The organism is Pseudomonas sp. AK181, assembly GCF_051122975.1.
GTDB lineage: Bacteria > Pseudomonadota > Gammaproteobacteria > Pseudomonadales > Pseudomonadaceae > Aquipseudomonas > Aquipseudomonas lactis.
Map to the genome: position 1 here is coordinate 4002554 of NZ_CP146348.1, position 21994 is coordinate 4024547.

The 21994-nt window shown below is 56.7% G+C and carries 22 protein-coding genes and 1 pseudogene; 8 read left to right on the forward strand and 15 right to left on the reverse strand.

Translation table 11 applies throughout. The features are described from left to right. The 6 genes from pheT to thrS form a co-directional block, all read right to left on the reverse strand. Entirely contained in the window at positions 1-2379 is a 2379-nt protein-coding gene (pheT, locus tag V8689_RS18125) for a phenylalanine--tRNA ligase subunit beta (RefSeq protein ID WP_056787098.1), read from the reverse strand. Positions 2380-2405: 26 nt separating this feature from the next. Beyond that, the gene (gene pheS / locus V8689_RS18130; protein WP_003192486.1) at positions 2406-3422 is read right to left on the reverse strand and encodes a phenylalanine--tRNA ligase subunit alpha; all 1017 of its coding nucleotides are present in this window, start codon (positions 3420-3422) and stop codon (positions 2406-2408) included. Positions 3423-3531: 109 nt separating this feature from the next. Continuing rightward, positions 3532-3888 (reverse strand): 50S ribosomal protein L20, encoded by a 357-nt coding sequence (gene rplT, locus V8689_RS18135; protein ID WP_003192488.1) that lies wholly within the window; start codon positions 3886-3888, stop codon positions 3532-3534. A gap of 29 nt (positions 3889-3917) precedes the next feature. After that, positions 3918-4112, reverse strand: coding sequence for a 50S ribosomal protein L35 (gene rpmI / locus V8689_RS18140; protein ID WP_002553160.1), 195 nt, complete (start codon positions 4110-4112; stop codon positions 3918-3920). Positions 4113-4171: 59 nt separating this feature from the next. Next, a complete protein-coding gene (gene infC, locus V8689_RS18145; RefSeq protein ID WP_015884933.1) occupies positions 4172-4723 on the reverse strand; it encodes a translation initiation factor IF-3 in 552 nt (183 codons plus the stop codon). Further along, the gene (gene thrS, locus V8689_RS18150; protein ID WP_003192490.1) at positions 4723-6645 is read right to left on the reverse strand and encodes a threonine--tRNA ligase; all 1923 of its coding nucleotides are present in this window, start codon (positions 6643-6645) and stop codon (positions 4723-4725) included. Before thrS ends, infC begins: the two co-directional genes overlap by 1 nt. 365 nt (positions 6646-7010) lie before the next feature. Here thrS and V8689_RS18155 point away from each other — a divergent pair, with 365 nt between their 5' ends. Beyond that, positions 7011-7325: a hypothetical protein gene (locus tag V8689_RS18155; RefSeq protein WP_019820908.1), complete on the forward strand. Its 315-nt coding sequence runs from the start codon at positions 7011-7013 to the stop codon at positions 7323-7325. 289 nt (positions 7326-7614) lie between these two features. Then, entirely contained in the window at positions 7615-7827 is a 213-nt protein-coding gene (locus tag V8689_RS18160; RefSeq protein WP_003192493.1) for a cold-shock protein, read from the forward strand. A gap of 68 nt (positions 7828-7895) precedes the next feature. Here the strand turns inward: V8689_RS18160 and V8689_RS18165 are convergent, their stop codons facing one another. Then, positions 7896-8216 (reverse strand): I78 family peptidase inhibitor, encoded by a 321-nt coding sequence (locus tag V8689_RS18165; protein ID WP_003192494.1) that lies wholly within the window; start codon positions 8214-8216, stop codon positions 7896-7898. 144 nt (positions 8217-8360) lie between these two features. Continuing rightward, a complete protein-coding gene (locus V8689_RS18170; RefSeq protein WP_044275308.1) occupies positions 8361-8666 on the reverse strand; it encodes a hypothetical protein in 306 nt (101 codons plus the stop codon). A 156-nt stretch (positions 8667-8822) separates the two neighbouring features. Between V8689_RS18170 and V8689_RS18175 the strand changes: the two genes are divergently transcribed. Continuing rightward, positions 8823-9029, forward strand: a complete 207-nt coding sequence (locus V8689_RS18175; protein WP_044275162.1) for a hypothetical protein — start codon at positions 8823-8825, stop codon at positions 9027-9029. 33 nt (positions 9030-9062) lie between these two features. Here V8689_RS18175 and V8689_RS18180 read toward each other — a convergent pair whose 3' ends face one another. The 7 genes from V8689_RS18180 to V8689_RS18210 are packed head-to-tail and all read right to left on the reverse strand — an operon-like array spanning position 9063 to position 16032. Continuing rightward, positions 9063-10091 (reverse strand): nucleoside hydrolase, encoded by a 1029-nt coding sequence (locus V8689_RS18180; protein ID WP_056787097.1) that lies wholly within the window; start codon positions 10089-10091, stop codon positions 9063-9065. A 28-nt stretch (positions 10092-10119) separates the two neighbouring features. Next, on the reverse strand, positions 10120-10524 hold the full coding sequence (gene rbsD, locus V8689_RS18185; RefSeq protein ID WP_056787094.1) for a D-ribose pyranase: 405 nt from the start codon (positions 10522-10524) through the stop codon (positions 10120-10122). Then, positions 10521-11438: a ribokinase gene (gene rbsK / locus V8689_RS18190; RefSeq protein WP_056787092.1), complete on the reverse strand. Its 918-nt coding sequence runs from the start codon at positions 11436-11438 to the stop codon at positions 10521-10523. The genes rbsD and rbsK overlap by 4 nt, the downstream gene beginning before the upstream one ends. Before the next feature lie 23 nt (positions 11439-11461). Continuing rightward, positions 11462-12484, reverse strand: coding sequence for a LacI family DNA-binding transcriptional regulator (locus V8689_RS18195; protein ID WP_003192500.1), 1023 nt, complete (start codon positions 12482-12484; stop codon positions 11462-11464). Between the two features lie 3 nt (positions 12485-12487). Continuing rightward, positions 12488-13465, reverse strand: coding sequence for an ABC transporter permease (locus V8689_RS18200; RefSeq protein WP_003192502.1), 978 nt, complete (start codon positions 13463-13465; stop codon positions 12488-12490). Next, positions 13462-15015 (reverse strand): sugar ABC transporter ATP-binding protein, encoded by a 1554-nt coding sequence (locus V8689_RS18205; protein ID WP_032896204.1) that lies wholly within the window; start codon positions 15013-15015, stop codon positions 13462-13464. The genes V8689_RS18200 and V8689_RS18205 overlap by 4 nt, the downstream gene beginning before the upstream one ends. Before the next feature lie 57 nt (positions 15016-15072). Beyond that, a complete protein-coding gene (locus V8689_RS18210; protein WP_056787089.1) occupies positions 15073-16032 on the reverse strand; it encodes a sugar ABC transporter substrate-binding protein in 960 nt (319 codons plus the stop codon). Positions 16033-16597: 565 nt separating this feature from the next. Between V8689_RS18210 and V8689_RS18215 the strand changes: the two genes are divergently transcribed. From V8689_RS18215 to V8689_RS18235, 5 genes and pseudogenes are all read left to right on the forward strand, one after another. Further along, entirely contained in the window at positions 16598-17686 is a 1089-nt protein-coding gene (locus V8689_RS18215; protein WP_032896200.1) for an asparaginase, read from the forward strand. Between the two features lie 241 nt (positions 17687-17927). Next, entirely contained in the window at positions 17928-18179 is a 252-nt protein-coding gene (locus V8689_RS18220) for a DUF1654 domain-containing protein (RefSeq protein WP_081089312.1), read from the forward strand. A 4-nt stretch (positions 18180-18183) separates the two neighbouring features. Beyond that, positions 18184-18573: pseudogene (locus V8689_RS18225) on the forward strand (endonuclease); the annotation flags it as partial. A 107-nt stretch (positions 18574-18680) separates the two neighbouring features. Next, positions 18681-19832: a tyrosine-type recombinase/integrase gene (locus V8689_RS18230; protein ID WP_060765723.1), complete on the forward strand. Its 1152-nt coding sequence runs from the start codon at positions 18681-18683 to the stop codon at positions 19830-19832. Then, positions 19816-21987, forward strand: a complete 2172-nt coding sequence (locus V8689_RS18235) for a hypothetical protein (protein ID WP_150072893.1) — start codon at positions 19816-19818, stop codon at positions 21985-21987. The genes V8689_RS18230 and V8689_RS18235 overlap by 17 nt, the downstream gene beginning before the upstream one ends. Positions 21988-21994 lie beyond the last annotated feature (7 nt).

Here is a 21994-nt window from a genome sequence, read left to right on the forward strand (position 1 = left end):
TCACTTCCTTAACGTGGCGTTCAACCTTTGTTCGAGCGAGGTGAGGATATTTTGCGTCGTGGTATTCACCTCATCGTCATTAAGAGTGCGCGATGGATGCTGCCAGGTCAAGCCAACTGCGAGGCTTTTTCTATGCGGATCAATGCCTTTACCCTGATAGACGTCAAATAGCCTGAGGTCTGTCAGCCATTCCCCTGCATTTTCACGGATTACATCCAGAACCGCAGTGGCGGCGACTTCGCGGTCGGCGATCAGGGCCAGGTCGCGACGCACTTCAGGGAAGCGCGACAACTCGCTGAATTTAGGCATCTTGCCCGACGCAACTTCAGCCAAGACTAGCTCAAACACGAAGACTGGACGGTCCAGACCCAAGGTTTTCGACAGTTCCGGGTGAATGGCGCCGACGAAGCCCACCAGGCGGCCTTCACGCTCGATACGTGCAGTCTGGCCTGGATGCAAGGCTGGGTGGCTGCCCGGTACAAATGTAAAGGCGTCCAGCGCACCGGCAAAGCCGAGCACCGCTTCCACGTCAGCCTTGACGTCGAAGAAGTCCACGACCTCACGGCCTTGCGCCCAGCCTTCCGGCAGACGGCTGCCGCAGACAACACCCGCCAGCATTGGCTCTTGCTTCAAGCCATCGAGCTGGCCGACGAAACGCAAGCCGCTTTCGAACAGGCGCACGCGGTCTTGCTGGCGGTTCAGGTTGTGGGAAAGTGCCTTCACCAGGCCCGGCCACAGCGACGAACGCATGGCGGCCATATCGTTGGAGATCGGGTTGGCCAGCAGCAACGGCTCAACGCCAGGGTTGAACAGTTCGAACTGTTTTGGATCGATGAAGCTATACGTCACGGCTTCCTGGTAACCACGGGCAACCAGCAAGCGACGCAGTTCAGGCAAGTGCGCACGCGCTTCGGCCTTGGGTTGCGGTGCCAGGCGTGCTTGCGGATAGCGAACCGGCAGGCGGTTGTAGCCGTACAGGCGCGCCAGCTCTTCGATCAGGTCGACTTCCAGGCTGATGTCGAAGCGATGGCTAGGTACTGCAACCTGCCACTGCCCTTCCCCGCCCGCAGAAATACCCAGGCCGAGCGCAGACAGCAGTTGCTCGATTTCAGCCGGTTCGATGACCAGGCCGAGCATCTGCTCAACGCTTTTGGCACGCAAGGTGATCGGCGCAATCGACGGCAGGTACTGTTCGCTGACGGTCTCGGTGATCGGGCCGGCTTCGCCACCGGTGATTTCCAGCAGCAGGCCGGTGGCGCGCTCCATGGCTTCACGGGCGAGTTTCCAGTCCACGCCACGCTCATAGCGGTGTGACGCATCGGTGTGCAGGCCGTAAGAACGGGCCTTGCCAGCGATCGCGATCTGGTCGAAGAACGCGCTTTCAAGGAACACGTCACGAGTGGTCGCGGATACACCGCTGTGCTCGCCACCCATCACGCCGGCAATTGCCAGGGCACGAGAGTGGTCGGCGATCACCAAGGTGTCGGCACGCAGGCTGACTTCCTGACCATCGAGCAGCACCAGCTTCTCACCCTCTTCGGCCATACGCACGCGGATGCCGCCGTTGATTTCGGCGAGATCGAACGCGTGCAACGGCTGGCCCAGTTCGAGCATCACGTAGTTGGTGATGTCGACCGCAGCGTCAATACTGCGAACGTCGGCACGACGCAGGCGCTCGACCATCCACAGCGGAGTTGGCTTGGACAGGTCGACGTTACGGACCACACGCCCCAGGTAACGCGGGCAAGCGTTGGGCGCCAATACTTCAATCAAGCGAACTTCGTCGTGTACCACCGGCACGGCAGCAACCACTGGACGAGTGACAGGCGCGTTGTACAGCGCACCCACTTCACGGGCCAGGCCAGCCAGGGACAGGCAGTCGCCGCGGTTGGGGGTCAGGTCGACCTCGATGCTGGCGTCTTCCAGCTCCAGGTAAACACGGATGTCCTGACCCACTGGTGCGTCGGCCGGCAGTTCCATCAAGCCGTCATTGCCCTCACCTACTTGCAGCTCGGCCTGGGAGCACAGCATGCCGTTGGATTCAACGCCACGCAGCTTGGCCTTCTTGATCTTGAAGTCGCCCGGCAACTGGGCGCCGATCATGGCGAACGGGATTTTCAGGCCCGGGCGCACGTTAGGCGCTCCGCACACGACCTGAAAGGTTTCCGAGCCGTTGCTGACCTGGCACACACGCAATTTGTCGGCATCCGGGTGCTGCTCGGTGCTTAACACCTCGCCCACCACCACGCCACTGAAAACACCGGCGGCCGGCGTAACGCTATCGACCTCAAGACCGGCCATCGACAGACGAGCAACCAGCTCGTCGCGATCTACCTGCGGGCTTACCCAGCCACGCAGCCATTGTTCACTGAATTTCATCCTGCTCTCCTAAAGATTCGTTACGACTAGCGAAATTGCGCGAGGAACCGCAAGTCGTTGTCGAAGAACAGACGCAAGTCGTTCACGCCGTAACGCAGCATGGCCAGACGCTCAACGCCCATGCCGAAGGCAAAGCCCGAGAACTCTTCCGGGTCGATCCCGGACATGCGCAGCACGTTGGGGTGAACCATGCCGCAGCCCATCACTTCCAGCCAGCCAGTCTGCTTGCACACGCGGCAGCCTTTACCGCTGCACATCACGCATTCCATGTCGACTTCAGCCGATGGCTCGGTGAACGGGAAGAACGAAGGACGGAAACGTACCGCCAACTCTTTTTCGAAGAACACCCGCAGGAACTCTTCGATGGTGCCTTTGAGGTCGGCGAAATTGATATCGCGATCAACCAGCAGGCCTTCGACCTGGTGGAACATCGGCGAATGGGTGATATCCGAGTCGCTACGGTACACACGGCCTGGGCAGACAATGCGGATCGGCGGCTTGTTCGCTTCCATGGTGCGGACCTGTACCGGCGAGGTATGGGTGCGCAGCAGCATGTTGGCGTTGAAATAGAAGGTGTCGTGCATCGACCGGGCCGGGTGATGGCCTGGGATGTTGAGCGCCTCGAAGTTGTGGTAGTCGTCTTCGACCTCAGGGCCTTCGGCAATGCCGTAGCCGATGTGGGTGAAGAACTGTTCGATACGTTCCAGAGTCCGGGTGATCGGATGCAGACCGCCCGAGGCCTGGCCACGACCAGGCAAGGTCACGTCAATGGACTCGGCGGCGAGCTTGGCCGCAAGATCGGCCTCCTCGAGCGACGCCTTGCGCGCATTGAGAACCTCTGTGACACGCTCCTTGGCGACGTTGATCAGCGCACCGACTTGCGGACGCTCTTCAGCAGGCAGATTTCCCAGGGTCTTCATCACCTGAGTCAATTCACCTTTCTTGCCAAGGTAGTGAACCCGGATTTGCTCCAGGGCATTTACATCTTCAGCGCTTTGCACAGCCTCAAGGGCTTGGGCGACGAGCGCGTCCAGGTTTTCCATGTACAGACTCCAGATACAAAATAGGGGAAGAGCTTGAAGGCTCTTCCCCTATTTATGACGTTTACCACCTTGGGCCACAGGAGTAGCCCAGGGTGACTGTCGGGGGTACTTAAGCCAAGGAGGCTTTAGCTTTCTCGACAATCGCAGCAAACACCGCTTTTTCGTTCACGGCCAGTTCAGCCAGAACCTTACGGTCGATTTCGATGGACGCTTTTTTCAGGCCAGCGATGAAACGGCTGTAGGACAGACCGTTAACACGTGCACCAGCATTGATACGAGCGATCCACAGAGCGCGGAACTGACGTTTTTTCTGACGACGGTCGCGGTAGGCGTATTGGCCTGCCTTGATTACCGCTTGCTTGGCAACACGGAATACGCGTGAACGCGCGCCGTAGTAGCCTTTAGCAAGTTTCAGAATTTTTTTGTGACGCTTACGGGCCATGACGCCACGCTTTACACGAGCCATGAGTTACTTCCTCTATTCTTGAACCAAAATTAACGAAGGCGCAGCATGCGCTCGACTTTTGCCACGTCAGACGGATGCAGCAAGCTGCTACCGCGCAGTTGACGCTTACGCTTGGTCGACATTTTGGTCAGGATGTGGCTCTTGAAAGCGTGCTTGTGCTTGATGCCGTTAGCAGTTTTCAGAAACCGCTTAGCAGCACCACTTTTAGTTTTCATCTTTGGCATGTTCGGTACTCCGCATTCAGTTGATAAACATAATCAGAAGGCCTGCCGTGCCCTGTTGATTACTTCTTCTTTTTCGGGGCGATGACCATAATAAGCTGGCGTCCTTCCATCTTAGGATGCTGTTCGACCGAACCGTACTCGAGCAGGTCAGCTTCAACCCGCTTGAGGAGTTCCATCCCCAGCTCCTGGTGGGCCATCTCACGGCCGCGGAATCGCAAGGATACCTTGGCCCTGTCCCCATCACTCAGGAAACGTACCAGGTTGCGCAGTTTTACCTGGTAATCCCCTTCCTCCGTCCCTGGACGAAACTTGATTTCTTTTACTTGAATCTGCTTCTGGTTCTTCTTCGCTGCGGCAACCTGCTTCTTCTTTTCGAAGATCGATTTGCCGTAGTCCATCACCCGACAAACAGGTGGGATTGCATCGGCGGAGATTTCCACCAGGTCCAGCTTGGACTCTTCTGCAATACGAAGCGCTTCATCAATCGAGACGATGCCAATCTGCTCGCCATCAGCGCCAATTAACCGAACCTCGCGTGCCGAGATATTCTCGTTGATCGGGGCTTTCGGTGCAGCTCGTTTATCTTGTCTCATTTCACGCTTAATAATAATTACTCCGAATCTGGGCGACCACGCCGGGAAACCGCTTGCGCGAGGAACTCAGCGAACTGGGCGACGGGCATCGAGCCCAGGTCAGCACCTTCACGAGTACGCACAGCGACAGTCTGCATCTCGACTTCCCGATCTCCGATAACCAAGAGATAGGGAACCTTGAGCAAGGTATGCTCGCGGATTTTAAAGCCGATCTTTTCATTTCTCAAGTCGGACTTGGCACGAAACCCGCTTTCGTTGAGAGTTTTTTCAACTTCAGCGGCAAAATCTGCCTGTTTATCAGTGATATTCATGATCACTGCCTGGGTCGGAGCCAGCCACGCAGGGAACGCACCCTCGTAGTGCTCGATCAGGATACCGACGAACCGTTCGAACGAGCCGAGGATCGCCCGGTGCAGCATAACCGGGTGTTTACGGCTGTTGTCTTCGGAGACGTATTCGGCTCCCAGACGGATCGGCAGGTTAAAATCGAGCTGCAGGGTACCACACTGCCAGACACGGCCAAGGCAATCTTTGAGCGAGAACTCGATCTTAGGACCATAGAAGGCGCCCTCACCCGGCTGCAGATCGTATGCAAGGCCCGCACTGTCGAGCGCTGCGGCCAGTGCCGCTTCGGCGCGATCCCACAGCTCGTCGGAACCGACGCGTTTTTCCGGACGAGTGGACAGCTTCATCTCGACTTCGGTAAAGCCGAAATCGCGATAAACGTCCATGGTCAGTTTGATAAACGCTGCGGACTCGGCCTGCATCTGCTCTTCGGTGCAGAAGATGTGGGCGTCGTCCTGGGTGAAGCCACGCACGCGCATGATGCCGTGCAGCGCACCCGATGGCTCGTTACGGTGGCAGGCACCGAACTCGGCCAGGCGCATCGGCAACTCGCGGTAGCTCTTCAGGCCCTGGTTGAAGACCTGCACGTGGCACGGGCAGTTCATCGGCTTGATGGCGTAGTCGCGGTTTTCCGACTGGGTGGTGAACATGTTGTCGGCATAGTTGGCCCAGTGCCCGGATTTCTCCCACAGGCTGCGATCAACCACTTGCGGGGTCTTGATCTCCAGGTAGCCGTTTTCGCGCTGCACCTTGCGCATGTACTGCTCAAGCACTTGGTACAGGGTCCAGCCATTCGGGTGCCAGAACACCATGCCCGGCGCTTCTTCCTGAAGGTGGAACAGGTTCAGGCGCTTGCCGATCTTGCGATGGTCGCGTTTTTCGGCTTCTTCGATGCGCTGGATATAGGCGGCCAGCTGCTTCTTGTCAGCCCAGGCCGTGCCGTAGATCCGTTGCAGTTGCTCGTTCTTTGCATCGCCGCGCCAGTAGGCACCGGACAGCTTGGTCAGCTTGAACGACTTGAGAAAGCGCGTGTTCGGCACGTGCGGGCCACGGCACATGTCGACGTATTCTTCGTGGTAATACAGGCCCATGGCCTGCTCATCCGGCATGTCTTCCACCAGGCGCAGCTTGTAGTCTTCGCCACGCGCGGTAAACACGTCGATCACTTCGGCACGCGGGGTGACTTTCTTGATGACGTCGTAATCTTTTTCGATCAGCGCGTGCATGCGCTGTTCGATGGCCGCCAGGTCGTCCGGAGTAAAAGGACGCTCATAGGCGATGTCGTAATAGAAGCCTTCTTCTATGACCGGGCCGATCACCATCTTGGCGGTTGGGTACAGTTGCTTGACCGCATGGCCAATCAAATGCGCGCAAGAGTGGCGAATGATCTCCAGCCCCTCTTGATCCTTGGGCGTGATGATTTGCAGGCTGGCGTCACTGGTGATCAGGTCGCTGGCGTCAACCAGCTTGCCGTCGACCTTGCCGGCCACGGTGGCCTTGGCCAGGCCTGCACCAATGGATGCGGCGACCTCGGCTACGGAAACCGGATGATCGAATGAACGTTGACTGCCGTCGGGAAGAGTAATAGTTGGCATGGCGCCTCCTCTCCTAGTGGTGACCCCTACCAAAGGTCACGTGGGTTGGGATGAGCCAGTACAAGATCCAACACCAGGCCGTTCATTGCTGAACGCCTGCCTTACAGCGGCAGGAGCCTTTCGGCCAACCGATAATCGAACCAGAGTGACTGGAGTGAACAAAAAGAACCTGGCAAGGCGGCAAATGGCGCGCCTGGAAATAGCCAGGCAAGGATGCTAGCACAGATGAACGGTCATCGCGTCGGCCAAGCGTTGGGTAAAGAGCAATTCATGGCTTTATAGCTGTGAAAGTGAACTTGAGCTGTACGTAGGGCCTCAAAGCCACTGAGAATCGCCGTTCGTCCTCGACCCAAAGGAGCATCCCCATGATGCGTTTTACCTCTACCCTCGCTGTCGCCGCTACCCTGAGCCTCCTTTCCCTCGGCGCGCAGGCAGCAGCCCCTTCCAACTGGCCAGCCGGCGCCCGTGACGCCTTCGTCAACGACTGCAGTGCCGCCGCCAGCCAGAACGTGGACGTCAAAACTGCCAAAGCCCACTGTGAATGTGGCGCCGACAAGATCAATGCCGAATTGAGCACTGCCGAGATCAAGGAATTGATGACCAACCAGAACGCCAGCCCGGAGCTTAAAAACAAAGCGGTCGCGGCTATTTCGTCCTGCAAAGTGGTGAAGAAAAAGTAAGATTGGCTGACGATTCGACGGCCATTTCGCTGGAAAAACAGCCTGAAAACTGCCATTTCGCACAAATTATGCAGGTTTTACGGCTTTTTTTAATAGCTGATATGTCGTCGCAAAGCCCCGTAAATCGGGGCTTTCAGCCCAATGATGAATCAAACGCAAAGCGATTGATTAGCAAACAGTGCCTTGGGGGGGCTCCCAAGCCGAACATTTCGACTATGATAGCCCGGTGTGCCCAGTTGGCCTGAGCAGCACAGCACTACTGAAAATATATGTTTCTTGGAGATACACCATGTCTAATCGCCAAACCGGCACCGTTAAATGGTTCAACGATGAAAAAGGCTTCGGCTTCATCACTCCTACAGGTGGCGGTGACGACTTGTTCGTACACTTCAAAGCTATCGAAAGCGACGGTTTCAAAAGCCTGAAAGAAGGCCAAACCGTTTCCTTCGTGGCTGAGAAAGGCCAAAAGGGTATGCAAGCTGCACAGGTTCGCGGCGAGTAATTCTCCGCTGAGCTAAAAAAAACCCCGTCCATGTGACGGGGTTTTTTATGGGTGATGCAAAAGCCGCATCAGCCGCAGTTAACCCGGTTGATCACCAGATTGTTGTCGGTGTTCAGGTTCAAGCGGTCGGAGCGATACTCCAGCGTGATCATGTCATTGGGCTTGAGAATGCGTGCATTCTGCGCGCCGGCACGCGTGCGGGCCTGCTCCAGCAACTGAGGCGAGGCTTTCTGGCCGATGGCGAACTCTGCAGCCTTCGACTCACAGCGGCTATGACCAGCATCGGTCGCAGTGGCAGCTTTGCCTGGCTCAGAGGCACCCGGGGTGCTGCAACCCGCCAACGCGAGCGCAGCCAACAAAGTACCGAATGATGCGAGCTTCCAAGGCATGAAGCCTCCTATGATAAAAAGTGGACAGAGATCGTGCGACAGCAGTCAAAGCGATTGGTTTCAAGACGTTAACCGCCTGTAGGCAAGTCTGCCTGAGTCCCGGCCTGCAATCGCTCGGTGAATCGTGACTAGATATGAACGTATTCAGTAGATGTCGATGTAGTCCGACGAAGGCGTAGGCCAATTCTGCTTCAGCGCGTTGAAAATCTGCATAACCCAGACTTCATCGCTGGCTGCCACCTTGCCGACATAGCCGGAACCCTTGGCCCAGGTCTCCAGGCGAAACAACAGGCCATCGATATCAGCCCCCCCGACTACGCCGGAAGAAATGTAGGCCACGCCTTTTTTGGTCACCCGCAGCTGGGTATGTTCGTCGTCACTGGCGCTGCCAAGCAGTTGGCGCACGGCGTCCAGCGTCAGGTTGTCGGGCTTGCTCAAATCGATTTGCACGCGGTGTTTCCCGGCCATTTAACAGGCCGACAGTGTCGCACAGCCTCTGCGTCATGCCTAAGTAGCAGTGCCAAATGCCGTACAAAATGCTTAACTGCGCCCCTCTGGAACGGCGTTCCAGTGCATTGACCCGCATTTTCAGCCCGTGAGATTTCCATGACCACCGTAACGCTTCAAGCCGACATCAAAGCCAAGTGGCCCCAAGGGCAAAGTTCCTACAGCCCCGGAAGCCCGGAAGAACTGGCGATCATTGGTATCGACCTGTTGGTCAAGGAACTGGGCACCCAGGCGGCGCAAGCGTTCATCGGCCAGATATTCGAGAAATACCCGGCCGATTACGGGGGCGCCCAAGAGCGCGAATAGAACCGGGCGACGAGCGCCGCCCGGTAAAACACCTTACTTCAGACGTGCCAGGCGCTCGGTCAGCAGATCGAAGAAGCCCTGGGCGTCGCCATTCTCAACCCAGAACACATTCTTGGGCTGCTTGAGGCCGTCGTACCAATCGACGATGGTCTGGCCGAAGGTCGGGCCTTCGCGGCTGTCGACCACCACATTGGCCTCACGACCGCTGAACAGCGAAGGTTTGAGCAGGTACGCCACCACGGTAGCGTCGTGGACCGGGCCACCGGGAATGCCGTAGTGCTCCATATCGCCTTTGACGTACTCATTCAGAATACTGCTGACCACCTTGCTCGCGTTGTTGTTCAGGTCCGCAATCTTCTTCAGGCGGGCGTCGCTGGTGAGGACTTTATGGGTCACGTCCAACGGCAGGTAAGTCAATTTCACACCGCTTTTGAGCACGATCTCCGCCGCCACCGGATCGGCGAACAGGTTGAACTCAGCCACTGGGGTGATATTGCCGCCGTTGAAGTGCGCGCCGCCCATCACCACCACTTCCTTGATGCCCTGGGTGATTTCGGGCGCCTGGGTCAGTGCCAGTGCCAGGTTGGTCTGCGGGCCGAGCATGGCGATGGTGATGCTGTGCGGCTTGGCGCTGCTCAGGGTTTTGATCAGGTAGTCGACCGCATTGCCTTCGGCCAGGCCTTTTTTCGGTTCATGCACTGTGACGCCGGAGATACCCTCCTTGCCATGGATATTCTCGGCGTAGATCGGTTTGCGCAGCAGCGGCGCTGGCGCACCGGCGTACACCGGGATGTCCTCGCGCCCTGCCCACTCACGCGCCAGGCGCGCGTTGCGCGAGGTTTTGTCCAGGCGCACATTACCGGCCACGGTGGTCAGCGCACGAATGCTCAGTTCCTCCGGCGAAGCCATGGCGAACAGCAAGGCCACCACATCGTCGGCACCCGGGTCGGTGTCGATGATCAGGTCGATTTTTTCCGCCGCTTGGGCGCTTGCAGCAGTGAGCGCGGACAAAAGCAGAACACTCCGGAACAGGTTTTTCAGGGTAGGTAGACCACGTTGCATAAAGCACTCCTTGTCATAGGGGGGGACGCTAGAACGTTACGCCGGACACCAGCGCGATATTGCAGTACGGCTGGCACTCGCCAGTGCGCACCACGGCGCGGGCATTGCGGCTCAATTGCTTGAATTGGTCATGGCTGAGCAGGCGGCGCTCACCCAGTGAAGCCTGCTCTGTAAGCGCATTTAGCGCGGTCAGCGCGGGCGGTTGCTTCAGCAGGATCTCTTCTGCCAGAACATGGCTTTCCACCTGCATTTCGCTCAGCACGATGCGCAAGGTGCTGATGAAGTCCGGGATGCCCTGGGTCAGTGCCAGGTCGATCAATTCGACGCCGGGAGGTACCGGCAGGCCGGCATCGCCGATGACCAGGATGTCACCGTGGCCCAGGGACGCGATCACACGCGACAGGGCGATATTCAGCAAAGGTGTCTTTTTCATGCGGGCACAAAACCTTGTACGTCGTGCAGCGTAGGAATGGAAGGCTGAGCGCCAGCACGGGTCACCGACAACGCCGCCGCCACCTGGCCAAAACGGATCGCTTCGGCTTCACTCTGGCCCGCGGCCAGCGCGGCGGCAAAGCCACCAACAAAGGTATCGCCAGCAGCGGTGGTATCCACCGCCTTGACCTTCGGGGCCACCAGGTGCTCAAAGCTCTTGCCGTCGGCAAACAGCGCACCCTGAGCGCCCAGGGTGATGATGACCTTACCGGCACCCGCCTTGATCAGCGCGGTCGCGGCGACCTTGGCGCTGTCCAGTGAGTCGACTGTCACGCCGCTCAGAGCGCTGGCCTCGCTTTCATTGGGGATCAGATAATCGATCGAGGCATACCAATCTGCGGGCAACGGTCCGCTTGCCGGGGCCGGGTTGAGGATGACCGTCTTACCCAGCTCGCGACCCCGCTTGAGCGCATGACCGACGGTGTCCATCGGCACCTCAAGCTGACAGATGATCACGTCTGCCGCCTGCAGCACAGCGTCACACGTTCGCAGCGACGCGGGCGTCAGCTCACCGTTGCTGCCGGCCACAATGACAATGGCGTTCTGGCTGCTGTCATCGACCACGATCAGCGCCACACCGCTGGAGCCCTCCACCGTGCTGACTGCCTGGCAATCGATGCCTTCGACCAGCAGCGCATCGCGCAATTGGCTGCCGTAGGCGTCGGTACCGATGCACCCCACCATTGCGACACTCGCCCCCAGGCGCGCCGAGGCGACGGCCTGGTTGGCGCCCTTGCCACCGGGTACAGTGGAGAACGTCTGGCCGATCAGGGTTTCACCGGCACGCGGCAAGCGGCTGGCGCGGGTGACCAGGTCCATGTTCAAGCTGCCTATTACCACTACTTTTGCTGGCATACATCAGTACTCATCAATTCGGTTCAGCGGTATTGGGCGAACACATCAGCCAATGGCGCGGTCGACTCACGCAAAACAATACTGGGCGTCACGATACGTTGATCGATCGGCAGTTGGGGTGTTGCTATTCGTTGCAGTAATAATTCGGCTGCCGTCTCACCCAATTGCAGGATCGACTGGCCGACCGTTGTCAGCGCCGGGTAGACGTAGCGCCCCATCTGAATGTCATCGAAACCGATGACCGACAGCTCGCCCGGCACCCGCACATTGCGCTCGGCGGCGGCGCGCAGCACGCCAAACCCAATCATATCGTTGCTGGCGAAAATCGCGCTGGGCGGGTGTTGCGATAATAACTGTACGGCTGCGGCATACCCGCCCGTGCTGGTGAAATCGCTTTCCAGGGTACGACTGGCCAACACCTCGATACCCGCCTCGCGCAATGCACGCTGGTAACCCGCCAGGCGCATCTGCGCCACGCGGGTATGCCCCGGGCCACCGATACAGGCGATGTCCCGGTGCCCCAATTCCAACAAGTGCCGGGTCGCCAGGTAAGCGCCCTCCTCGTGATCGATGCGCACCAGGTCCACATCAATCCCATCCAGCGCCCGGTCGACAATCACCATGGGCGTGCGCACTGCACTCAAGCCCGCGGCAAGGCCACTGTCATCGCCGCCCACGGAGGTCACGATCAAGCCGTCGACGCGTTTTTCCAGCAACACGCGTAAGTAACTGCGCTGTTTCTCTGCGTCGTCATCCGAGTTGCAAAGGATCACGCAATAGCCATTACGCTCGCAGTAATCTTCGATACCCCGGGCCAGTTCGGCAAAATACGGGTTGAGGCTGTTGGGCACCAGCAGGCCGATGGTCGCCGTGGTCTTGGCTTTGAGCGAGCGTGCGACGGCACTGGGCACGTAGTCCAACTGCTTGATCGCCGCCTCGACCTTGATGCGTACCGGCTCGCTGACCGGGCGCGTCTTGTTCACCACGTGGGACACGGTGGTGTAGGAAATACCTGCAAGCGCTGCCACATCCTTGATCGTTGCCATGGTTCAGCCCCGCCGACTGGCGCGCTGGCTGCGGTAAGTGTCGAGGACCACGGCGATCACGATCACAGCACCGGTAATGATGCGTTTAGTCGGCTCCGTCGCGCCGATCTGCGCCAGCCCGGCCGCCAAGACCGAAATGATCAACACGCCGAAGAACGTGCTGATGACCGAACCACGCCCGCCCATCAGGCTGGTGCCGCCGATCACCACGGCGGCGATCACTTGCAGCTCCAGGCCCGAACCGGCATTCGGGTCCGCCGCTTCCAGACGCGAAATCTGAAACAACGCCGCCACACCGGCCAACAGCCCCATCAGGCTGAACACCAGGATCTTGTAAGGCTTGGGATTGATGCCCGCCAGGCGCACCGCTTCTTCGTTGGTGCCGATGCCGATCAGGTAACGACCGAAGACCGTACGGGTCAGTACCAACTGGGCCGCGATGATCACCAACAGCGCGATGATAAACGACGGGGAAATACCGAAGGCAATCGGGTTGGACAGCCAGGCAAACGAGTCACCGATATAAGCGGTGCGCGAGCCCGTCATCTGGTAGGCCACGCCGCGAGCCATCTCCAGCACGCCAAGGGACACGATAAATGACGGAATGCGCCAGGCCACCGTGATGGAACCGGTGATAGTACCGGCCAACGCCGCGCAGCCCATGCCCAACAGAGCGGCGGGCAACACGCTCCAGCCCCAACCCAGGATCGCCACGCTGACCGCCGAGGCCGCCAATGCCAGTACCGAGCCCACGGACAGGTCGATGCCGCCAATGATCAGGATGAAGGTCATGCCCACCGCCAGCACCATCAGGTCTGGAATCTGGTTGGCCAGGGTGCTGAAGGTGTCATAGGAAAGGAAGTGATCGCTGAGCACCGAGAACAGCGCAATCATCGCCAGCAACGCACCCGCCAGCCCCAGGTAGGTACCCAGGCCATAGAAGTTGCCGCCAGTTTTACCGGGGGAAATGCTTGTTTTCATGGGGTATTCCTAGGCGCTGCTTCGTTGAGCAGCGCATCACGTTTCTGATAGCCGGCAAAGGCGGCGGCGAGCAATTCGTCCTGGGTCCAGCTGTCACGCTCGAAGGTCTCGATCAGGCGCCCGGCAGACAAGACGCCGATGCGGTCACAGATCAGCATCAGCTCACGCAGGTCACTGGACACCACCACCAGCGCTTTGCCCTGGCGGGTCAGTTCACCGAGCAAGGCATAGATGTCGAACTTGGCACCGACGTCGATGCCGCGGGTGGGCTCATCGAACAACATCACCGCGCAATCACGCTCCAGCCAGCGGCCGATCACCACCTTTTGCTGGTTACCACCCGACAGCTCGGACACCAGTTGCGTGGGGCTGGAACTGCGGATACGCATCGCATCGATCTGGCGCTTGGCCAGAGCCGTTTCGTTGCGGCTGTTGACGACGCCACCGCCGGAAATTTCCGGCATGTTGCCCAAGGCGATGTTGGCGCTGATGGACTGAGTCAGCAGCAGGCCCTCGCCCTTGCGGTCTTCGGTGATCAGGGCAATACCATGACCGACTGCGTCCACCGGCGAGCGAATGCTCACCACCTTGGCCGGCGAACCCAAGGCCACGGTACCGCTGTCGGCCGGGTCGGCGCCGAAGATCAGGCGCAGCAATTCGGTGCGGCCGGCGCCAATCAGGCCGGAAATGCCATAGATCTCACCGGCGCGCACTTCAAAGGACACATCGCGAACCTTGTCCGAACGGGTCAGGCCCGTCACCGTCAAGGCCGGGCCACCGATGGTGCGCGGGCCCAAGTCAATGTGTTCGCCCAGTTCGCGACCGACCATCAAGGTCACCAACTGCTCACTGTTGTAATTGGCCATCGGCTCGACGCAAACCAGCTTGCCGTCGCGCAATACCGCAATGCGCTGGGCGACACGGGCCAACTCTTCGAGCCGGTGCGAAATATAAATGATCGCCACGCCTCGGGCCTGCAGGCGGGTGATTTGTTCGAACAGCATCTCGACTTCACGAGCAGTGAGCATCGCCGTGGGCTCGTCGAGGATCAGCACATGGCAGTCGCCGATCAGGTTACGGGCGATCTCGACCATCTGTTGGTGACCAATGCCCAGGCTGCCCACCAGCGTGTCCGGGTCGATCGCGTCCAGGCCGACTTGGGCCATGGCTTCGATCGCGGCCTTGCGCAGTTGTTTGCGGCTGATCCAGCCACAGCGGCTTGGCAGGTTATCCAGGAACAGGTTTTCAGCCACGGTCAGCGTCGGCAGCAGGTTGAGCTCCTGCATGACCATGCGCACGCCCAAGGCTTCGGCCTGGGTGCGGCTGGCGGGGGCGTAATCCTGACCATTGAATTGCATGTGCCCGGTGGTGGGCGTGACCAGGCCGCCGATGATCTTCGACAAGGTACTTTTGCCTGCGCCGTTTTCACCGGTCAGCGCCAGCACTTCCCCGCGATTAAGCGTCAGGGTGATGTCGGACAGAACCGGTTGGGCATAGGTCTTACCGATACCGCTGACCGAGAGGACAGCGTTCGGGGCGGAAGATGACATAGGAAAATCTCCAGGCGCCCGCCCAGGACGAGCGGGCGCTGTTGGGTACTGCCAGGATTACTGCTTGATGACGAGTTCGACCGGGGTTTCGATCACGCCATCTTTGGCATCGACCTTCTCGCCCTTGACCAGCTTCAGCGCGTTCTGGATACCGAATACGGCTTGCTGAGCGGCCGCCTGGTCAGCGGTGGCCAACACGCGGCCGTCCTTAAGCATTGGCTTGATCGCATCAATGTTGTCGTAGCCTACGACTAACACCTTACCGGCCTTGCCTGCCGCACGCACGGCGGAGACAGCGCCCAGGGCCATGTTGTCGTTACCGGCCAGCAGCGCCTTGATATCTGGCGTTTCGCTCAGCATCGCTGCGGCGATCTTGTTGCCTTGGTCGATTTCCCAGTTACCGGATTGGGTGGAAACAATCTTCATGCCTGCCGCGTCCATCGCATCCTTGAAGCCTGCGGTGCGCTGCTGGGCATTGGTGGTCGTGGGTACGCCCTCGATGATGCCGACCTTGTCACCGGCGGCCAGTTGCTTGGCCAGGTAGTCGCCCACCAGCTTGGAGCCTTTGCGGTTATCCGGGCCTACGAACGGGATATCGAGTTTTTTGCTTTTGAGTACTCCCGGGTCCAGGCGGTTGTCGATGTTGACGACTTTGATACCGGCATCGGAAGCTTTCTTCAGCACACTGGCGAGTGCCTTGGAGTCGGCGGGAGCGATGACAAGCGCATCGACCTTGGCGTTGATCATTTCGTTGACGATGGCGATCTGAGCGCTAGTATCGGTTTCGTTCTTGATGCCGTTGGAGATCAACTTGAATTCTGTTGGGTGCGCTTTCTGGTAGTCCTTCGCACCGTCGGTCATGGTGACAAAAAACTCATTGGCAAGGGACTTCATCACCAAACCCACGGTAGGCGTTTTGGCAGCGTCATCGGCAAATGCAGAAGAGAGAGGCAAAGCGGCGGATGCGGCAGCAAGCACAGCAACAGCAAGAAGACGTCCAGCAAATGGCAGCTTCATGGGTTCACTCCGATCTTATGATTATTGTAAGCAACGCTTGCACCGAAGAGCCCTTCGGCAGCCCTCCCACCTGGGCGGCTGATACGAGCTGTCACGATGTGCCAAGGGCGCAGTGAAACATCTCGCAAACGTTTGCGTTGAGCAAACTATGAGAACCTTGTCGAGATTTGTCAACGGTAGCAGCAAGCCTTTCATGGGCGCCCTCCAAGCTTATTCTTCAGTTACTGACCGCTGATACGTTTAAGCAAACTCGCCCTCTCTCACCGTTCTCTGAAACGACAGGCTGTGTGGCGAATGATCCCACAGGGTGCCCGGACAAATCGTGAACGCTTTCGGACAACCGAACATCACAGCCCTTCTCGTTCGGAAAGCCGGACAGCGCCCCGCCCCATCAAACCGAAACCTCACTTTAAGTTGTTTTAAATCAATAAGTTAATTTAAAAATACCAACATGCTCAGCCTGGTACAAATCCTGCTCTTTCTCAGCACCTCGCGGCGTTCAGAACCGCCCGGGTGTTCTAGATGAACCTGCTACAGCACTCATCAAAAACCAGAGAGAAAAATAATGAAATCTGCATTGAAGAACGTTATTCCGGGCGCCCTGGCCCTTCTGCTGCTATTCCCCGTTGCCGCCCAGGCAAAGGAAGTTGAAAGCAAGACCAAACTGTCCAACGTAGTCATCCTCGCCACCGGCGGTACCATCGCTGGCGCCGGCGCCAGTGCGGCCAACAGTGCCACCTACCAGGCGGCCAAAGTCGGCATCGAACAACTGATCGCCGGCGTTCCTGAGCTTAGCCAGATCGCCAATGTTCGCGGCGAACAAGTGATGCAAATTGCGTCGGAAAGCATCAACAACGAGAACCTGCTGCAACTGGGTCGCCGCGTTGCCGAACTGGCTGACAACAAGGACGTGGATGGCATCGTGATCACCCACGGCACCGACACCCTTGAAGAAACCGCCTACTTCCTGAACCTGGTAGAAAAAACCGACAAGCCTATCGTGGTGGTCGGCTCCATGCGCCCAGGCACCGCGATGTCGGCAGACGGCATGCTCAACCTGTACAACGCGGTTGCAGTCGCAGGTAGCAAGGAAGCCCGCGGCAAAGGCGTGCTGGTGACCATGAACGACGAGATTCAATCGGGTCGCGACGTCAGCAAGATGATCAATATCAAAACCGAAGCCTTCAAGAGCCCATGGGGCCCAATGGGCATGGTCGTTGAAGGCAAATCCTACTGGTTCCGCCTGCCGGCCAAGCGTCACACCATGGATTCTGAGTTCGACATCAAGACCATCAAAAGCCTGCCTGACGTTGAAATTGCCTACGGCTACGGCAACGTGAGCGACACCGCCTACAAAGCACTGGCCCAAGCGGGTGCCAAAGCGATCATTCACGCCGGTACCGGCAATGGCTCGGTATCGTCCAAGGTCGTTCCAGCGCTGGTGGAACTGCGTAAACAAGGCGTACAGATCATTCGCTCCTCCCACGTCAACGCCGGTGGCATGGTTCTGCGTAACGCCGAACAGCCAGACGACAAATACGACTGGGTCGCCGCCCTTGACCTGAACCCGCAGAAAGCCCGCATCCTGGCGATGGTCGCCCTGACCAAGACCCAGGACAGCAAGGAACTGCAACGGATCTTCTGGGAGTATTGATCCCTGCTGATTCACCCGTAGGAGCGAGCTTGCTCGCGAAGAACGCTAACGATAACGCGCAAAGCCTGAGTCACTGCGGCGCTATCACGTTTTTCGCGAGCAAGCTCGCTCCTACAGTTCCTTTGCCCCCATCAACAAACTTCCTGATTCGCTGTCAGACGAACTTCTTGAAATTTAAGCAGTTGCGAAATTGCCTACAGTTAAATACTGTATGTGCGTACAGCTAATTAAGGAACACCCTGTGGCAAAGCCCTCTTCCGCAGCACCTACCTCGCCTGACGCCTACCAGCGCCTGGCTATCCGCGTGCAAAAAATCATCAACTCGACCAACGCGCAGAAAGCCAAGGCCGCGTTGATCTTCCGTTTACCCGATGAGCCGGAGAACGATTGGCAACGTTTACTGGAAGAGATTGCGGAAAACGACAACGTCACCCTCGCCTATCGAGATGACGGTGGCGTGCAGATTTTCTGGGTTGTGCCGAAGGAAGATTGATTCAATGAGTGCCCGTTTTATTGCTGTGTGCTGTCTGTTTTTTACCGTCACCGCCAACGCCCAGGCCCCTCGAACCTTCAGCGAAGCCAAGAAAATCGCCTGGAAGCTCTACGCGCCGCAATCCACTGAATTCTATTGCGGCTGCAAATACACCGGTAACCGGGTGAACCTGAAAGCCTGCGGTTACATACCGCGTAAAAACGCCAACCGCGCCGCGCGCATTGAGTGGGAACACATCGTGCCGGCCTGGCAAATCGGGCATCTGCGCCAATGCTGGCAAAACGGAGGGCGAAAAAACTGCACGCGCCATGATGAGGTGTTCAAGCGCGCCGAGGCAGACCTGCATAACCTGGTGCCGAGCATCGGCGAAGTTTATCCGAGAGAGAACCGTTTTTAAGGAAACGTTGACACGCTCTTTTAGGCACGTTGACAGCACCATAACCTGCTGATTAGCTTAGCTTTATGAAGCAACTCATGCTTCGGTGCTAGGGGTGCGATGCGATGAAGATAAAATTTGTGAAAGACATCGCTTGGTCAGGCGGCCCCCTCAATACCTATGCCGTTCTCGAGGATGGGCCGATCACAGAAGAGAGCATCGTCCCAGCCCCAAGTCTTTACCTAATACACCTAGCCCAAGATGGGCAGCTACCCAACTCCATCCGCTCCTGTGCATATGACCTTCGAAGCTTCTTCGAAGCCCTGCGCGCTCATGAGCAAGATTGGAGACGCCTCACAGATCTCGACATGTCAGGCTATCTGTACAGCCACTTGAAAACGACCAAATCGTGCACTGACAAGACAATCGAGCGCCACATTTCCACCATCAAAGCATTCTATGCATACGCCTGGCAGATTGGGATGCTCGATGCTCCGGCATCCTTCACCTACCTGTACCTTTCGACGGAGCAGAAGGTTCAAGGGGACGGCAAGAAAAAAGTCAACTTTGACCTCTTCAGTAAGTACATCCAGAAAGACATCCTCAGCAGTCTGCTGGGCAACATCAAAGCCAAATCCCCTTTCGAAAAGGAGCGGGACGAGCTGGTTCTTCACCTCGGATACTATTGTGGACTTCGCTGTGCAGAAGTCACCGATCCTCGAAATCTGCACACGGCTGATTTGAGGAGACGCATTGCTCTGGCTGAGCAGAGCGGTGATAAGACCATAACACTGCCTATCATCGGGAAGGGAGATAAGCTCCGGCAGGTTGACTGCCCTCCTAAAGCTCTCAAAAAGATCAAGGCCTTCATGGAGGGCCGACGCAGGACGGATAATATTGCGAATGGATCGTTGATTTGCAGGAGGAATGGCGCTTCATTATTCGAAGGACACGCCTCTAATACTTTCAAGTCAGCAAGAATCTTAGCTAGCACAAAAATCGAGAGCGTGATATCCGAACTTCACGCCAAAGACCCGCACCTACACTTTGTGACCAAACCCAACTTTCTCAAGTTGACCTTCCATGCGCTGAGACACACATTCGCGACCAATCTCGTTGACTTCTGCTACAAACACGGGTACGACCCTTGGCAGTATGTTCCAGAACAAATGGGACACGAAGATGAGGCAACTACTAAAGACTATGTGGTTTTCGATGGTAAACTTCACCGTCGTGAAAAAATAAGGCAAGCGCTAAACGATGACCTCGCTGACTGATACTTCTGAAGCCGCAACCGAAACTCCTGCGACTTTGTCTTCGCTAGCCCCTAACCCAATTTTCAACTTCAGTCCATCGGACACTTTTGCCATCGTTGCAATGCAAGTGGCAAAGGGCAAAAAAGTTGAGCACCGTCGCATCGAAATACCAGAGCAGTTCCATGCCTGTCCTATTTTTCGTGCTCAACTTCATTATTTCAACAGCGGCGAATGTAAAAGTAACTCGCTCACAGACGCATACCATAGGATTTTGAGATTTAATATCCTTGCGGAATGGGCAGTAACCGAGTATCCACATGCTAAAGTATTACCTGCGGCAGTCATGCAGGATCTGGGACACCATTTGCGTACGGTGAAAAAATCTCAGTTGAATACCATCTGCGTATACATGTCAATTTATCGCACAGCCTTCGATAATTTCCTAGACCATGCATATGGCAATCCAGCCTTAGCCGACGCGGCTGCAGCTGTGCGTGAAGCTATTGTTTATATACCATCTGTTTCAAACCGCGCCGGTCAAGCAACTCCAAGCTTAGGTCAGATTACTAATCAGCCTGAAAAAGATGAATTGAAGATTGTGAGATCGACGATTCATTTTTGCTGCCGTTTTCTCCACGAGATGAATGAGCAGCGTCTGGAGTTGCTCGGCGATGAAAATGTCATGCGCCAACTTGCCATTATGCTTAATGAATGTGATGGCGATTACGAAAAACTTAGATACAGCACCACCAAGACAACCCGCAGCACTGTCTATAAAGCTATTGCTGGTGCAATTTTGGAAAGCGGCAACCTCCGCCTGAAGGAGCGACTTCTCCATAATCGTACAGAATTCAGCTACGATCAAATCGAAAACAACTCGGCTCTGACAATTGAGGAGGCGAATCGTCTGATCAAATCGGGCCTTCGTGTAACCGGGTCGTTGGACATATACCCCGAGAATAACGCTCACAAGTTGCATTTCAATAACATCGACTATCTGTATCTTATAAAGCATACGCCCTGCGAAGAGGTTGCATTTGCATGGCTGCTAGCCACGGATAGAGTACAACTATCTGGCGTCACGGATATGCGACAAGGGGATTTGAGAATTACCCCAAGTGTCGCCTCGCCTATTTACACCAAGAATCGGAGCGAACAGTCAATTCGCGACGTACCGATGCATTACTCAAAGTCTATGCAATATCATGCTTATGCTGTATTTGACGAATTGAAGACCAGCTTCTATAGGCGCTTCCCCGAAACTGGCGATTTTATGTTCGATCTGCCAGTGACAGGCAACCTTCAGGGCGTCGACAGCGTGCTGTATAGACCCTTAGTAATGGCCGCTTTCCCACAAACGCTACAATATCAGTGCTTATACAAAGAAGATTCTGAGATAGAGACTTTCGCGGATATCGTACGCCGTGTTGCCATGAACAACCGCCCTATCTGGGACAATAAAAAGCGGCGACATGAAAATGCTGCGCTGGGTATCACCGGTGAGAATCCTACCCCTGCTAAGCGGCAGACAATCAGTATCACTGCAATCGCTCAATCGCGTGCAATCCTTGACACTGATGGTGGCAATCCGGAAAACGAGGCGTTTGAAAAATATTCCCAAGAAGTTGTCGGCGCCGATGCGACCGCCCACTCCCCTGGAGTAAAACAGGTTGTATATTTGAATTCCAGCGAGACTAAATATCGCCTGAATAAAAGAGCATTGTTCGCAACGAACGTCGGACACCTTATGGTAGAAGATGCGCGCAAGGTACAAGCAGCTATTCGCGACGAAGCCCTGATTAGCGTCACAGATCTAAAAGTAATGCTTGGTTGGGCGCTAGAAAAAGACGACACCAGCGAAATGGAAGAGTTTGACGCACTGTTGCTTTCTGCTCAACGTGCCGGCTATACGATTTCGCCTTTTGGACAGCTTGAAAAAGATAGCAAGACATTCATCATTACGAATGCCATTACTGCCGCATTGCTTATGGGTTACCGAGATGAATGCATTACCCAGATGAAGAATCTCTCCGTTGAGGATGAGTTAAAAGCTTTTTCAATCGCGATGCAGGCTGCATACACGGAAGAAGCTCTTGAAAAATTTGACATCAAAACCATCTCGGAGGGAACGGAGATGCTGAAGAAGTACACCTTCCCTACTCCGGTCATCAGGTAAATCAGCG

Coding starts and splice junctions, on each gene's coding strand:
- pheT (WP_056787098.1), bottom strand. CDS start 2,379: ATGAAATTCAGTGAACAATGGCTGCGTGGCTGGGTAAGCCCGCAGGTA.
- pheS (WP_003192486.1), bottom strand. CDS start 3,422: ATGGAAAACCTGGACGCGCTCGTCGCCCAAGCCCTTGAGGCTGTGCAA.
- rplT (WP_003192488.1), bottom strand. CDS start 3,888: ATGGCTCGTGTAAAGCGTGGCGTCATGGCCCGTAAGCGTCACAAAAAA.
- rpmI (WP_002553160.1), bottom strand. CDS start 4,112: ATGCCAAAGATGAAAACTAAAAGTGGTGCTGCTAAGCGGTTTCTGAAA.
- thrS (WP_003192490.1), bottom strand. CDS start 6,645: ATGCCAACTATTACTCTTCCCGACGGCAGTCAACGTTCATTCGATCAT.
- V8689_RS18155 (WP_019820908.1), top strand. CDS start 7,011: ATGATGCGTTTTACCTCTACCCTCGCTGTCGCCGCTACCCTGAGCCTC.
- V8689_RS18160 (WP_003192493.1), top strand. CDS start 7,615: ATGTCTAATCGCCAAACCGGCACCGTTAAATGGTTCAACGATGAAAAA.
- V8689_RS18165 (WP_003192494.1), bottom strand. CDS start 8,216: ATGCCTTGGAAGCTCGCATCATTCGGTACTTTGTTGGCTGCGCTCGCG.
- V8689_RS18175 (WP_044275162.1), top strand. CDS start 8,823: ATGACCACCGTAACGCTTCAAGCCGACATCAAAGCCAAGTGGCCCCAA.
- V8689_RS18180 (WP_056787097.1), bottom strand. CDS start 10,091: ATGCAACGTGGTCTACCTACCCTGAAAAACCTGTTCCGGAGTGTTCTG.
- rbsD (WP_056787094.1), bottom strand. CDS start 10,524: ATGAAAAAGACACCTTTGCTGAATATCGCCCTGTCGCGTGTGATCGCG.
- rbsK (WP_056787092.1), bottom strand. CDS start 11,438: ATGCCAGCAAAAGTAGTGGTAATAGGCAGCTTGAACATGGACCTGGTC.
- V8689_RS18195 (WP_003192500.1), bottom strand. CDS start 12,484: ATGGCAACGATCAAGGATGTGGCAGCGCTTGCAGGTATTTCCTACACC.
- V8689_RS18200 (WP_003192502.1), bottom strand. CDS start 13,465: ATGAAAACAAGCATTTCCCCCGGTAAAACTGGCGGCAACTTCTATGGC.
- V8689_RS18205 (WP_032896204.1), bottom strand. CDS start 15,015: ATGTCATCTTCCGCCCCGAACGCTGTCCTCTCGGTCAGCGGTATCGGT.
- V8689_RS18210 (WP_056787089.1), bottom strand. CDS start 16,032: ATGAAGCTGCCATTTGCTGGACGTCTTCTTGCTGTTGCTGTGCTTGCT.
- V8689_RS18215 (WP_032896200.1), top strand. CDS start 16,598: ATGAAATCTGCATTGAAGAACGTTATTCCGGGCGCCCTGGCCCTTCTG.
- V8689_RS18230 (WP_060765723.1), top strand. CDS start 18,681: ATGAAGATAAAATTTGTGAAAGACATCGCTTGGTCAGGCGGCCCCCTC.
- V8689_RS18235 (WP_150072893.1), top strand. CDS start 19,816: ATGACCTCGCTGACTGATACTTCTGAAGCCGCAACCGAAACTCCTGCG.